The sequence below is a fragment of the Acrocarpospora pleiomorpha genome (assembly GCF_009687885.1).
GTDB classification, from domain to species: Bacteria; Actinomycetota; Actinomycetes; order Streptosporangiales; family Streptosporangiaceae; genus Acrocarpospora; species Acrocarpospora pleiomorpha.
Genome location: NZ_BLAF01000055.1, coordinates 29,304 through 41,685 on the forward strand (window position 1 = coordinate 29,304; position 12,382 = coordinate 41,685).

Below are 12,382 nucleotides of genomic sequence, written 5' to 3' on the forward strand. Positions count from 1 at the left end.
CTGCGGGGCAGGCCGGGCTATCGGGCCGGGAGGATCCGTCCGGTCACCTCGCCGAAGCCGATCGTCGTGCCGTCCGGGCCCGGCGCGGTGGCACTGATGGTCACCTTGTCGCCGTCGAGGAGGAAGGTGCGCTCCTCGCCCTTGACCGTGACGGGTTCCTTCCCGCCCCAGGTCAGCTCGATGAACGCGCCGCGCTCGTGCTTGCCGGGGCCGGAGATGGTGCCGGAGGCGAACATGTCGCCCGTGCGCGCCGAGGCCCCGTTGACGGTCATGTGCGCGAGCATCTGCGCGGGCGACCAGTACATCTCCCGGTAACAGGGCCGGGCGACCTCCTCGCCGTTCCACTCCACGACCAGGTCGATGTCGAGGCCCCATGGCTCCTGTTCCTGCAGGTACGGTAGCGGTTGCGGGTCCTGGCCCGGCAGCGGCACGCGCGCGGCCTCCAGTGCGGCCAGCGGCACGATCCACGGCGAGACCGAGGTGGCGAAGCTCTTGCCCAGGTTCGGGCCCAGCGGCACGTACTCCCAGGCCTGCAGGTCGCGGGCCGACCAGTCGTTGACCAGGAACGCGCCGAACACGTGCTCGGCGAACGCCGACGTCGGGATCGACGTCCCGATTGGCGATCCGACCCCGACCACGAACCCTAGCTCGGCCTCGATGTCGAGCCGCACGCTCGGCCCGAACGCCGGCGCGTCGGCGTCGGGGGCCTTGCGCTGGCCCGACGGCCGCACGATGTCGGTGCCCGACACCACGACCGTGCCCGAGCGGCCGTGGTAGCCCACCGGCAGGTGCTTCCAGTTCGGCATCAGCGGCTCCGAGCCGGGACGGAAGAGCCTGCCCAGGTTCGAGGCGTGGTGCTCCGAGGCGTAGAAGTCGACGTAGTCGGCCACCTCGAACGGCAGGTGCAGCGCTACCTCGCCGATTGGGTGCACCGCGGCGGCAGGCACCTTCCCGGCAACCCGTTCGGTGATCGCGGCGCGCACCGCCGCCCACCGGGCCGCGCCCTGCGCGAGGAACGGGTTGAGCGAGGGCGCGGCGAACACGTCGTCGCCGAGCAGCGCCGCGAGGTCGACGGCGGAGTCGCCGAGCCGGACGCCGACGCGCGGTGCGCCACCTCCCACGGAGTAGACGCCGTACGGCAGGTTCTCCGGCCCGAACGGCGATCCGGCCGGGACGTCGACGGTGGTCATCGGGGTGTTCCTGGCACGATCGGGCCGGTCGCGGCAGGGGCGGTGAGGACGCCCAGCTCGACCAGTTCGGAGACGGGGTCGGCGATGCTGCAGGTGCCGAACGAGACGAACCGCCACCGCACCTCCGCGTCCAGGCCGACGATCAGTCCGGCGACGGTGGCGCCGTCGCGTTCGGCGAGAAGCGCGACGGCGTCGGCCTCGCTGCCGCCGCGGGCGAGCGTGTCGGTGGCGAGCAGCAGGTTGAGGAAGCCGTGCTGTTCGAAGCCGGTGGCCGGGTCGGTGTTGCGCACCGCGTGGTGCAACCCGGCCGTGGCCTTGAACGGCACCCCTGCCGCAACGGCGGTGGCGACCGAACGGCCCAGCTCGACCTCGTCCGGGTAGAGGTCGGCGCGCACGCCGCCGGTGCGGAACTTGGCGCGGTAGCCCGGCGGCAGGGCCGCGAGCAACTGCGGGCCGCGCTCGTCGCGGGGGATCTCCACGTAGACGTCGACGCCACGGGGCGGCCGGGTCGCAGCGGGGGTGGGGCGGTCGCCGGCCTCGATGTCATCGGGCGGGGTGCCGGCGGTGTCGCGTCGGTCCTCGGCGGACACGGCGGTGGCGAGCGCGGCGAGGAAGTCGGCTACCGTCGCCGTGTCGGGCATGGCGACCTCGATCGCGCGCACGGCCACGGGCATCCCGGCCAGCGCCGCGAGCACTTCGGCGACCATGCCCGGGCCGGCCGGGAACGTCACCGACACCGGTAGGGGCTCGGCCCGCCCGGCCACGAGCGGCGGCAGCGACGGCACCGCGGCCGCGCCGATGACGAGGGGGCCGACCAGCGGCGCGTACCACTCCCTTGTCGCGGCGTCGTGGGCCCGCACCGCGGCGGGCAGCGGGGCCAGCCCCGGCGGGAAGATCGCCGCGTCGTCGCACAGCCCCGCGACGACGGCCGGGATGCGCCCCGGCGCCGGCGCGCCCGTCACGACGCGGGCCCCCGACCCGCCCACGTCCAGGCGTACGCGGGGTCCTCGGCGGCCAGCCCGCCCTCACCCAGCTCCAGCGGGCGGAACGTATCGACCATGACGGCCAGCTCGTCGAAGAACTCGATGCCCAGCGACCGCTCCACCGCGCCCGGCTGCGGCCCGTGCGAGTGCCCGCCGGGGTGCAGGCTGATCGAGCCCTGCGCGATCCCAGAGCCCTTGCGGGCCTCGTAGTCGCCGCCGCAGTAGAACATGACCTCGTCGGAGTCGACGTTGGCATGGTAGTACGGCACCGGGACCGCCAGCGGGTGATAGTCGACCTTGCGTGGCACGAAGTTGCAGATCACGAAGTTGTGGCCCTCGAATACCTGGTGCACGGGCGGCGGCTGGTGCACCCGCCCGGTGATCGGCTCGAAGTCGGCCACGTTGAACGTGTACGGATACAGGCAACCGTCCCAGCCCACCACGTCGAACGGGTGTGTCGGGCACACGTAGCGGGTACCGGTGACCCCACGCGACCCGCGGTGCTTCACCAGCACCTCCACGTCATTGCCCTCCACCACGAGCGGCTCGGTCGGCCCGTGTAGGTCGCGCTCGCAGTACGGGGCGTGCTCCAGCAGTTGGCCGTACCGCGACAAGTAGCGCTTCGGCGGCGCGATGTGCGAGTTGGCCTCGATCACGTACGCCCGCAGCGGTTCGTCGCCGACCGGCAGCCACCGGTGGGTGGTGGCCCGCGGCAGCATCACGTAGTCGCCCTGCGCCGCCTGCAGCGTGCCGAACACCGTCTCTACCGTCGCCGTGCCCGACTCGATGTACACGCACTCGTTGCCGATCGCGTTGCGGTACAGCGGCGAGGCCTCGCCCGCCGCGACGTAGGAGATGCGGACGTCGGCGTTGCCCAGCACCAGGCGCCGCCCGGTGACCACATCGACGGCCTTCCAGTCGTCGCTCGTCAACGTGTGCAGCCTGAGGTGGCGCGGGATCAGCGGACGGTTCTCCGTCAGCGTCTGGTCGGGCAGCTCCCACAGCGTGGCGTCGATGATGGCCGATGGGATGCCCGCATGGTAGAGCAGCGACGAGTCGGCCGAGAACCCCTCCTCGCCCATCAGCTCCTCGGCGTAGAGGCCGCCCTCGGGCGTGCGGTGTTGGGTGTGCCGCTTATGCGGGACGGAGCCCACGGAGCGGTAGTACGCCATATCGTCACCTCCTCGCAAGAACTGATTAAAGCGTTAACTATTTCGATGGCCAGCGTAGCGCGCAGCGGCACTGAGCGAAAGAGCTCGGACGCATGTGGCTCCCCGTCCCGCGCGCTGGCAGGCCTCGGGCCCGGGAGGGTGGCGACGCGGATCGCGTCCTACGCCCGCCCGCGGACCTCGATGGCACGCTCCGCCGTGATCAGCTTGTCCAACAGCGAGATGAGCGTGCGCTGCTCGGCCTCGGTCAGCGCGTCGGCCCACTCGAACTCGCGCTCGTTGTGCTCGCGGAACACGTCGACCATCTCGGCCTGCCCAGCGTCGGTCAGCGACAGCGTGACCGAGCGGCCGTCGCGCTCGGCTGCGGTGCGCGCCAGCAGGCCGTCGCCGATCAACGTCTTGGTCAGGTTCGACACGGCCGCCCGGCTCATCCCCGTCAATCGGGCCGCCGTGCTAGGTTCCATCGGGCCGGCCAGCCAGATCACGAACAGCAGCCGGAACGCCGACCACGACCGGCCGCGCGGCCGGTGCACCGACGCCTCCAGGTCGTAGGTCACCAGGTCCGACGCCCGGTTGAGCGTGATCAGCACTTGGGTGGCCAGCTGGTGGGCGAACCCGTACTCGGTGGCCAGCTTGCGGTTGGCCAACGCCACGAACGACCAGAAGTCCAGGTCGGCGGGGCTGACCGGGTTCTGCTCGTTCGCGGGGATCACAGGGCAATCTTATGGCCGTGACGCTCGGATGGATGTCAGGCGGGGCGGGCGGTCGCGCTGGCGAGGGCCGCCCTCACCTCGGCCGCGGTCGGGGCCGCGAGCACCGCCGCGACGTGGGCGTCGGGCCGGACGATCCACACCTCGTCGGCACGGGCGCCGAGCGCGGTGGCCAGCGTGGCGTCGGGGTCGAGGTCGGCCAGTGCCGCGACGATCGTTGGTCCCGCGGTGGCGGCCGCGCCGACGATCACGTCGGCGCCGACGTCGGCGCCGGCCAGCAGCAGGAAACCGGACCGGGCCAGCTCCCGGATCCGGCCGGCCCGCCCGTCCGGCAGCCGGACCGGCGCGTCGGGCAGCAGCACGCCCGGCCCGGCCTGCGGTGCCTGCCCGCGCGCGGGCCTGCCGTGGAAGGGGCGGCGCGGATCGGGCGTGGTCAGCGGCGAGTCGACGTACCAGAACGGTTCGGCGAGCCGTCCGGAGTCGACGGCGGCGCGGGCCTGCGGGTCGGCGCCCGCGCGGGCGAGCACGTCGGCACGGTGCCGGGCGCGCTCCTCGTCGGGTGGCACGAGGAAGTCCATCGTCGCGGTCGTGATCGCGATGTTCTCCTGCGCCGCCGCGTGCCGCTCGTCGTGGTACGACTCCAACAGCGCGTCGTCGGCCCAGCCGTGCCCGACGTAGGCGATCTTCCACGCCGCATTCTCCGCGTCGGCGACGCCCGAATTGAGCCCGCGCGCCCCGAACGGGGAGACGAGGTGCGCGGCGTCGCCCGCGAGCAGCACACGTCCGGCCCGCATCCGGTCGGCGACCCGCGACTGGAAGCGGTACACCGACTTCCACACGATCTCGTAGGGCTGCTCGCCCAGGATCTTCCGGATGCGCTCGTCCAGTGCACCGGAGGCCACTTCAGCGGCCAGGTCGTACGTGGCCGGCACCTGCCAGTCGATGCGGAACGTCGAGCCGGGGCACGGGTGGATCAGCACCTGCCGCCCGGGGTTCCACCCGGGATCGAAGTAGAAGCGTCGCTCGTCGGCCCAGCCAGGCAGGTCGGCGCGGATGTCGCAGATGAGGAAGCGGTCGTCGAAGGAGTGGCCGGGAAACTCTATGCCGAGCAGCCTGCGCAGGCCGTCGCTGCGCGAGCCCGCGCACAGGACGGCGTATGACGCGTCGATCTCGACGGGATCGCCGTCGGCGAGGCAGCCGACCGTCACCCCGTTCGGGTCCTGGACGAGGTCGAGCACCTGGTGGCCCCACCGCAGGTCGACCAGGGGCTCGGCCGCGATGCGCTCGTCGAGGATCTGCTCTGTGCGGGTCTGGGAGATGTTGACGAACGGCGGGAACGCCGGCTTGCCCGGCTCCTCGAACCGGTAGCTGAACAGCTCGGCGTCGCGGTGGAACGTGCGGGCTGTGGTCCAGGTGAGGCCCTCGGCCGCGATCTGCTCGCCTGCCCCGACGGCCTCCCACACGTCGAGCACGTCGCGTTGCTGGCAGATGGCCTTGGACCCGATGGCGTCGCGCGCTGGCCGCTGGTCGAGCAGGACGGTCGGCACCCCCCAGCGCGCCAACAGCAGCGCTGTGGTCTGCCCGACCGGACCGGCGCCGATGACGGCGACCGGGGCGTGGGGCCAGGATGTGGTCGGCACCTCCGGTGTCCTCTCAGCCCTGCAGCTGCGCCCAGACTTCCTGGTCGCGCTCCGCCGTCCAGATGATGGGGCGCTCGATGCCCGACAGCTCGTCCCACAGCCGGGAGACGTCGAACGGCAGGCAGTGCTCGAAGATCGGCCAGCTGCCGAAGTCGTCGACGAGCGCGGCGTGGGTGGCCTCGAACGCCTCCTTCAGGGTGCCGCCGCGCTGCTGCACCGCGCCCACCTCACGGATCATCACTTCGAGGAAGCCGCGGGTCTTCGTGATCGCCGCGTCAGTCGCGGCGCGGCCGACGCTCACGTCGCCGCGGCCGCCGACGAGCTGCTCGGCGCCGAGCGCGCCGATGCGGTCGAGGGTACTCGTGGCCCACTCCCGGTGGAAGGCGTCGCCGGTGTAGAGGGCGGCCTCGGACTCGACGAGGTCGCCCGCGAAGAGGATCTTGTGCCGGGGCAACCACGCGGTGATGTCGCCCTCGGTGTGGCCGCGCCCGTGGTACTGCAGTACGAGGTCGCCGCGGTCGCCGCCGAGGTCGATGGTGAGGCGGTCGGAGAACGTGAGCGTGGGCCAGGTGAGTCCGGGCACGGAGTCGGCGGCCTCGGCCAGGCGCGGCATGCGGGCGAACTCGCTGGCCCAGTCCTGCATGCCGCGCTCGGCCACCAGCGCGCGGGTGTTCTCGTGCGCGACGATCACGTCGGCGTCGAACGCGCTGGCCCCGAGCACACGCACCGCGTGGTAGTGGCTCAGTACCAGGTAGCGGACGGGCTTGTCGGTGTGGGTGCGCAGCTTCGCGAGCCATTTGGCGGCGGCCACCGGGGTGGCCAGCGCCTCGAAGCACACCAGGAAGTCCTCGCCCTCGATGGCCCCGACGTTCGGGTCGCCTTCGGCGGTCAGCGCGTACACGCCGTCGGCCAGTACCTCCAGGGTCTGCTCCTTGGCCGCGGTGTCCTGCGACGACGCGAACGGTTTGGCCATTTCTTCCTCCTGAGGGTCACCTCGGCGAGACGATCAAAGGTTTAACTAGTTGGGGACTATAGAGGTGGGCGACCGAGAACACCAGGGGCGCGTCAGCGATCGGCACGCGCGACGACCCGGCCGTCGTGGACGCGTCGAGCCACCCCGTCCAAGCTATTGACGGACGAGATTGTCCTACATTACTCTCCACAAAATCGCAGGACCAGTTCGAGCGGGTCCGTTCTCCCAAGACCATTGGGGAAGCACGTCTGGAGCACGACGATGTTTCGTTGGTATCGCCGTTTCATTTGTATCGCCGCTTCGGCGGCGCTCGTCGGTGTAGTCGCTGGTTGCGGCGGCTCGGACGACAGGGGGGCGTCGAAGGACCTGTCAGGGGAGCCCGTCAAGATCTCGTTGGTGGGTGACATCGATGCGCCGGCGCTGGGCGTGACCACGCCGCAGTTGCGTGACGCGGCGGTCGCCGCGGTCGAAGCCGTCAACCGTGACGGCGGTATCAACGGTCGGCCGCTGGAGCTGACGGTGTGCAACACGCAGGGCGATCCGAACATAGCCGCGAAGTGTGCTCGCACGTCGATCAATGACGGCGATGCGGCTTCCGTGGGGACGTACGCGATCGCTGGGGGCGCCACACCGGTCTTCACCGCCGCCAGGTTTCCAACCATCGGCAACTTCCCATTGGGGCCGGAGGACTTCGACAGCCCGTTCAGCTATCCCATCGTGGGCGGTACTCCGTCAGCGGGTACGTGCTCGGTGGCGTTGCTGGCTGACGTGGTCGGGGTGAAGAAGATCGGTGTGCTGTACAGCGAGGCGCCCGCGTCTGCCGCGGGCAACATAGTGCTGGAGCGGGCGTTGTCAGCGCGCGGGTTGAAGGCCACACGATTCACCGCGTTGCCGCCGAACGCGACCGACCTGACGCCGTATATGACCGAGGTAGCGCAAGGGAGCGACGCCGTCGTTCTCGTAATGGCTCCGGTGACCGCGGCGCGCGTGGTCAAGACGGCTCGCGGGCTCGGGCTCGATACCGACCTGGTGTCGGTTTCGCTCGCGACGAAGCAGCTCACCGAGCTCGGTCGTGCGGCCGAGAGGTTGTACCAGTGTTCGTTGCTGCGCCCTGCGTCGGCGGGCGGGCCGGGGATCGACCAGATGCTGAGGGAGATGAAAGCTGCAAATATCACCCCGGATGTCGATGACACGGCGACAAACGCCTGGTTGGCGGTTCATCTGTTCGCGCAGGTCGCGGCGACACTCGATGAGATCACCCCGGCGACCGTGGCAGCCGCGATGGACCGATTGACCGATGGTGATCTGAGCGCCATCGCGCCGCCGCTGAACACTACCGAGCCGTTCGCCGGCACCGCTGATACGTGGCCGCGCCTGTTCAACCCGACGGTCTGGTACGGGCAGATCGCCGACGGCAAGATCGCGCTATTGCGTGACAACGCGGTCAACCCCTTCCAGCCGGCCGAGTAGGTGACGTCGGTGCTGCTCCAGTTCATCGCGCTCGGTCTGAGCCTCGGCGGTGCCTACGCCTTGGCGGGGCAGGGCCTGTCCCTGATCCACCGAGGATCCGGCGTCGTCAACTTCGCGCACGGAGCCATGGTGGGACTGGGCGGCTACCTGAGCATCGAGTTTCGTGAAAGCGGGTTGCCGCTCGCCCTCGCGGCCGTGCTCGCCGTCGCGCTGACCGCTCTGGTCGGCGCCGCGGTGCAGCACCTCGTGATGCGCCGGCTACGCGACGCGGTGCCGCTCACCCGCCTGATCGCCACACTCGGCGTCATGACGGTCCTCAACCAGGTGATGGTCCTGCGATATGGGCAGGACCCGAAGTCCGCCCCCGCACTCCTGCCGACGCACATCTTCCGGATCGGCGACAACTTCCAGATCGGCCTCGACCGGGTCCTGCTGACGATCATCGCGGTTCTCGTCACCGTGGTGCTCTGGCTGGTCTACAAACGAACCCGCTTCGGGCTGGTCACTGCGGCCGTCTCGGAGAACCCCCGCTGCGCGGCGACGCATGGCCACTCCCCGCAGCGTGTCGCCCTGATCAACTGGGCAGCGGGCGCCGGACTGGCCGGTCTGACGGGGGTCCTGCTCGCACCGCTGGCCTTCTTCACCCCGCAACAAGTCGTGTTCCTCGTCGTCCCGGTGCTCGCCGTTGCGCTGATCGGCAACTTCTCCTCGTTCCCACTGACCCTGTTCGGTGGTCTCGTGGTCGGCGTCACCGAGTCGGTGTCGGCGTACTACATCGACGCACCGGGCTGGTCGACGTCGCTCCCGTTCCTGATCATCATGATCGTGCTCATCCTGCGGGGCAAGACGCTCCCGCCCCGCGGGCAGCAGTCGGAACGGCTGCCCAAGGTGGGCAGCGGGCGCCCGCCGCTGCCAGTGCTCGTGTTCCTCATCGCCGCGCCCGCATTGATGCTCACGCTCCCTGCGAACTGGGCCGACGCGGTGGTCACGAGTGCCCTGTTCGGTCTCGTGGGCCTCTCGGTGGTCGTCGTGACCGGCTATGCAGGCCAGCTCTCCCTGGCGCAGTTCGCCTTGGCCGGGATCGGGGCGTTCGCCTCTGCGCGGCTGGCGGCCACGAGCGGGGCGTCATTCGTGATGTCGGGCATCTTCGCGGTGGTGGTCGCGGTGTTGATCGGCGTGGTGATCGCGCTGTCCGCCGTCCGCACGCGTGGCGTGACGCTCGGCATCGTCACGCTCGGTCTCGCGCTGGCCATCCAGCGTCTCGTACTGGAGAACACCGACTACACGGGAGGCTTGCTGGGCACCGTCGTGAGCCCGCCGTCGCTCCTGGGCGTCGACTTCGACGCGATCGTCCATCCCGAGCGGTACGCGGCGCTGGCGGTCGCCGCGCTGGTCCTCGGGGGAATCGTCGTCTCCAACCTTCGGCGCGGGCCGGCGGGCCGGCGGCTGCTCGCCGTGCGCACCAACGAACGCGCCGCGGCATCGCTGGGCATCAACGTGGCTGCGACGAAGCTGTACGCGTTCGCGGTCGGCGCGGGGCTTGCCGGAGTGGCCGGCGCGATGCTGGCGTTCCGCGACACCCACGTCAACTTCGTTCAGTTCGAGGCGTTCATGTCCGCCCAGGTCGTCGTGCTCGTCGTGCTCGGCGGAGCCGGGTACATCTCCGGCGGCGTCGCGGGCTCGCTGATCGTTGCCGGTGGCGTGTTCTCGCAGATCGGCGACACGATCGGCATCGCTGAGTACATGACGCTCGCAGCCGGGCTCATGTTGCTGATGCAGCTGACGACCGTGCCTGATGGGATGGTCGCACCGTTGCTGGGACCTCTGGCCCACCTTCGGCGCCGTCTGCCGCGGTTTCGTCAGCGTCGAGCTCCGGTGGCGCCGCCGGTCGCACAGGACATCGTCACGGGCGGCGGGGGCGGAACGTTGGAGGTGCGGAACGTGAGCGCCCGATTCGGTGGAGTCCTCGCGCTCGACGAGGTTTCGCTGTCGGTGCAGCCGGGCGAGATCGTCGGTCTGATCGGCGCCAACGGGGCCGGCAAGACGACCCTCGTCGACGTCGTCACCGGATACGTGCCGCGCTACGAGGGGTCCGTACTGCTCTCCGGCAACGCTGTCGATGGGCTCTCGGCGACGCGACGTGCACGCGCTGGTCTGGGTCGTTCGTTTCAGTCGCTCGAGCTGTTCGACGACCTGACGGTTCATGAGAACCTGCTGATGGCTTCTGACCGCGCTCGACCCTCGTCGCACGTGCTCGACTTGTTGCGCCCCGCGCCTTCCCCGCTGCCCCCGGCGGCCGCATATGCGGTCCGCGAGCTGGAGCTGGAACAGTGGTTGGACACGCCGGCGGCGAGCCTGCCAGCCGGGGTGCGCCGGCTCGTCGCGATCGGGCGTGCCGTGGCGGCCGAGCCCGCCGTGCTGCTGCTCGACGAACCGGCTGCGGGACTAGACGAGCACGAGACCGCAGAGCTCGGGCGGCTGCTCAGGCGAATCGCCGCCGTGTCGCGCCCAGCGATGCTGCTCATCGAGCACGACATGAGCCTGGTCATGTCGGTGTGCGACCGAGTGGTGGTGCTCGACGCGGGACGGTGCATCGCCGAGGGCACTGCGAGGGAAGTCCAAAACGATCCGATCGTGCGCACCGCGTACTTCGGCGAGCTCGGGAGCGCGACGACCAGACCCCGAGTTTCAGAACGGCACACGACGTGAGCCCGCTGTTGGAAGCGCGTGGGCTCTGCACCGGCTACGGCACGATCCAGGTCGTGCACGGCGTAGATCTGACCGTCGACGCCGGGGAGATCGTCGTCCTGCTCGGTCCGAACGGCGCGGGCAAGAGCACCACGTTGAAGTCGGTCGTCGGTGAGCTCCCCTCGATCTCAGGAACGTTGCACTGGCGCGGTCAGCCGTCGGACGGCCCTTTGCACGCGCGGGCGCGCCAGGGGATCTCGTACATCCCGGAGGAACGAGCTGTCCTGATGCGGCTGTCCGTGATGGAGAACCTGCGAGTCGCCGCGGGGCGTCCAGAGGAAGCGGCGGCGGTGTTCCCGGAGCTCGCCAACCATCTCGCTCGCCCCGTCGGGCAGCTCTCGGGTGGCCAGCAGCGGATGGTCAGCGTCGCCGCGGCGCTGGGTGCGCGTCCGAAGCTCCTGGTGGCGGACGAGCTCTCCCTCGGGCTCGCGCCGGCGATCGTGACGCGTGTCCTCGGTCGTGTTCGTGTCGCCGCCGACGAGGGGCTCGGCGTGCTGCTCGTGGAGCAGCACGCCGGTCAGGCCCTGGCAATCGCCGATCGGGCGATGGTCATGGTGCGCGGCCGGATCGTCTGGGCCGGCACCGCGCACGAAGCACTCGCGAGCATCGACGAATTGCATGAGCTGTATCTCGGTACGGCAGAAGGAGGATCGCAGAATGGCAGGTAGCGACGTGGTCACCGATAGGGACTGGCGGGGCACCAACGCCCGGAGGCAGACGGCGGAGGTGTCAGAGTGAGCGAGCAGCTCGGGCTGACTGCCGACGAGGTGCTGGCGACGACGCGCGCGGTGCGTCGTCGATTGGACCTTTCCCGCCAGGTCGCCCCTGAGGTCGTGCTGGAGTGTCTCGCGCTGGCGCAGCAGGCACCGAACGCCAATGGCGAGGAAGCATGGCGGTTCATCGTTGTCACCGATCCAGGGCGGCGTTCCGCGATCGCCGCGCAGTACCGGCGGGCGTGGGACCTCTACGAGGCGGAGGAAGGCAACGCTCACACCCGCGAGCGCGAGGATCCTGACGAGGCACGACGGTGGGACAAGCAGGTTCGTTCAGCGCGCTACCTCACGGACAACCTGGAGAAGGTCCCCGTCTTCGTCATCCCGTGCGTTTCCCCGCGAGTCGAGGGCGAATCCACGCCGACGCAGAGTGCGCTGTGGGCCTCGATCCTGCCGGCCTCCTGGAGTTTCATGCTGGCTGCACGGGCTCGCGGCCTCGGCACCTGCTGGACGACCGGGCATCTGTTCGCCGAGCGCGAGGTCGCGCAGATCCTCGACATCCCCTACGACGACGTCATGCAGGTCGGCTTGATCCCCGTCGCGTACACGAAGGGGACGGATTTCCGGCCAGCCGAGCGGGCTCCGCTGGACACGATCGTCTACTGGGACGCATGGGGCCAGAAGCGGTCATGGTGACCGCGATGTTGAGAGATCACCGCTGATTCGTGCCATCAATCGCCCCCAAGGGCTGATCTTGCAGGAACGACGATTGAGAGAACATGTGAC

At 70.1% G+C, this 12,382-nt stretch carries 10 protein-coding genes; 4 read left to right on the forward strand and 6 right to left on the reverse strand.

The features are described from left to right. Positions 1-17: 17 nt before the first annotated feature. From fahA to Aple_RS37495, 6 genes are all read right to left on the reverse strand, one after another. On the reverse strand, positions 18-1,190 hold the full coding sequence (gene fahA, locus Aple_RS37470) for a fumarylacetoacetase (RefSeq protein WP_155349502.1): 1,173 nt from the start codon (positions 1,188-1,190) through the stop codon (positions 18-20). Beyond that, positions 1,187-2,152, reverse strand: coding sequence for a hypothetical protein (locus Aple_RS37475; RefSeq protein ID WP_155349503.1), 966 nt, complete (start codon positions 2,150-2,152; stop codon positions 1,187-1,189). Before Aple_RS37475 ends, fahA begins: the two co-directional genes overlap by 4 nt. Then, the gene (locus Aple_RS37480) at positions 2,149-3,345 is read right to left on the reverse strand and encodes a homogentisate 1,2-dioxygenase (RefSeq protein WP_155349504.1); all 1,197 of its coding nucleotides are present in this window, start codon (positions 3,343-3,345) and stop codon (positions 2,149-2,151) included. The genes Aple_RS37475 and Aple_RS37480 overlap by 4 nt, the downstream gene beginning before the upstream one ends. A gap of 158 nt (positions 3,346-3,503) precedes the next feature. Then, positions 3,504-4,055 (reverse strand): MarR family winged helix-turn-helix transcriptional regulator, encoded by a 552-nt coding sequence (locus Aple_RS37485; protein ID WP_246265022.1) that lies wholly within the window; start codon positions 4,053-4,055, stop codon positions 3,504-3,506. Positions 4,056-4,090: 35 nt separating this feature from the next. Then, entirely contained in the window at positions 4,091-5,692 is a 1,602-nt protein-coding gene (locus Aple_RS37490; RefSeq protein ID WP_155349505.1) for an FAD-dependent monooxygenase, read from the reverse strand. Positions 5,693-5,705: 13 nt separating this feature from the next. Next, positions 5,706-6,665: an MBL fold metallo-hydrolase gene (locus tag Aple_RS37495; protein ID WP_155349506.1), complete on the reverse strand. Its 960-nt coding sequence runs from the start codon at positions 6,663-6,665 to the stop codon at positions 5,706-5,708. A gap of 261 nt (positions 6,666-6,926) precedes the next feature. Here Aple_RS37495 and Aple_RS37500 point away from each other — a divergent pair, with 261 nt between their 5' ends. The 4 genes from Aple_RS37500 to Aple_RS37515 all read left to right on the forward strand — a co-directional run bounded on the left by Aple_RS37500 (position 6,927) and on the right by Aple_RS37515 (position 12,292). Continuing rightward, positions 6,927-8,135 carry an ABC transporter substrate-binding protein gene (locus tag Aple_RS37500; protein WP_155349507.1) on the forward strand — a complete coding sequence of 403 codons (1,209 nt, stop codon included), beginning with the start codon at positions 6,927-6,929 and terminating at the stop codon, positions 8,133-8,135. 9 nt (positions 8,136-8,144) lie between these two features. Then, a complete protein-coding gene (locus tag Aple_RS37505) occupies positions 8,145-10,844 on the forward strand; it encodes a branched-chain amino acid ABC transporter permease/ATP-binding protein (RefSeq protein WP_170321871.1) in 2,700 nt (899 codons plus the stop codon). Then, positions 10,841-11,551 (forward strand): ABC transporter ATP-binding protein, encoded by a 711-nt coding sequence (locus Aple_RS37510; protein WP_155349509.1) that lies wholly within the window; start codon positions 10,841-10,843, stop codon positions 11,549-11,551. The genes Aple_RS37505 and Aple_RS37510 overlap by 4 nt, the downstream gene beginning before the upstream one ends. Positions 11,552-11,617: 66 nt before the next feature. Continuing rightward, entirely contained in the window at positions 11,618-12,292 is a 675-nt protein-coding gene (locus Aple_RS37515) for a nitroreductase family protein (protein ID WP_155349510.1), read from the forward strand. Positions 12,293-12,382 lie beyond the last annotated feature (90 nt).

Excerpts from the sequence above, each read along its gene's own strand:
- fahA (WP_155349502.1), bottom strand. The coding sequence starts at position 1,190 with ATGACCACCGTCGACGTCCCGGCCGGATCGCCGTTCGGGCCGGAGAAC.
- Aple_RS37480 (WP_155349504.1), bottom strand. The coding sequence starts at position 3,345 with ATGGCGTACTACCGCTCCGTGGGCTCCGTCCCGCATAAGCGGCACACC.
- Aple_RS37495 (WP_155349506.1), bottom strand. The coding sequence starts at position 6,665 with ATGGCCAAACCGTTCGCGTCGTCGCAGGACACCGCGGCCAAGGAGCAG.
- Aple_RS37500 (WP_155349507.1), top strand. The coding sequence starts at position 6,927 with ATGTTTCGTTGGTATCGCCGTTTCATTTGTATCGCCGCTTCGGCGGCG.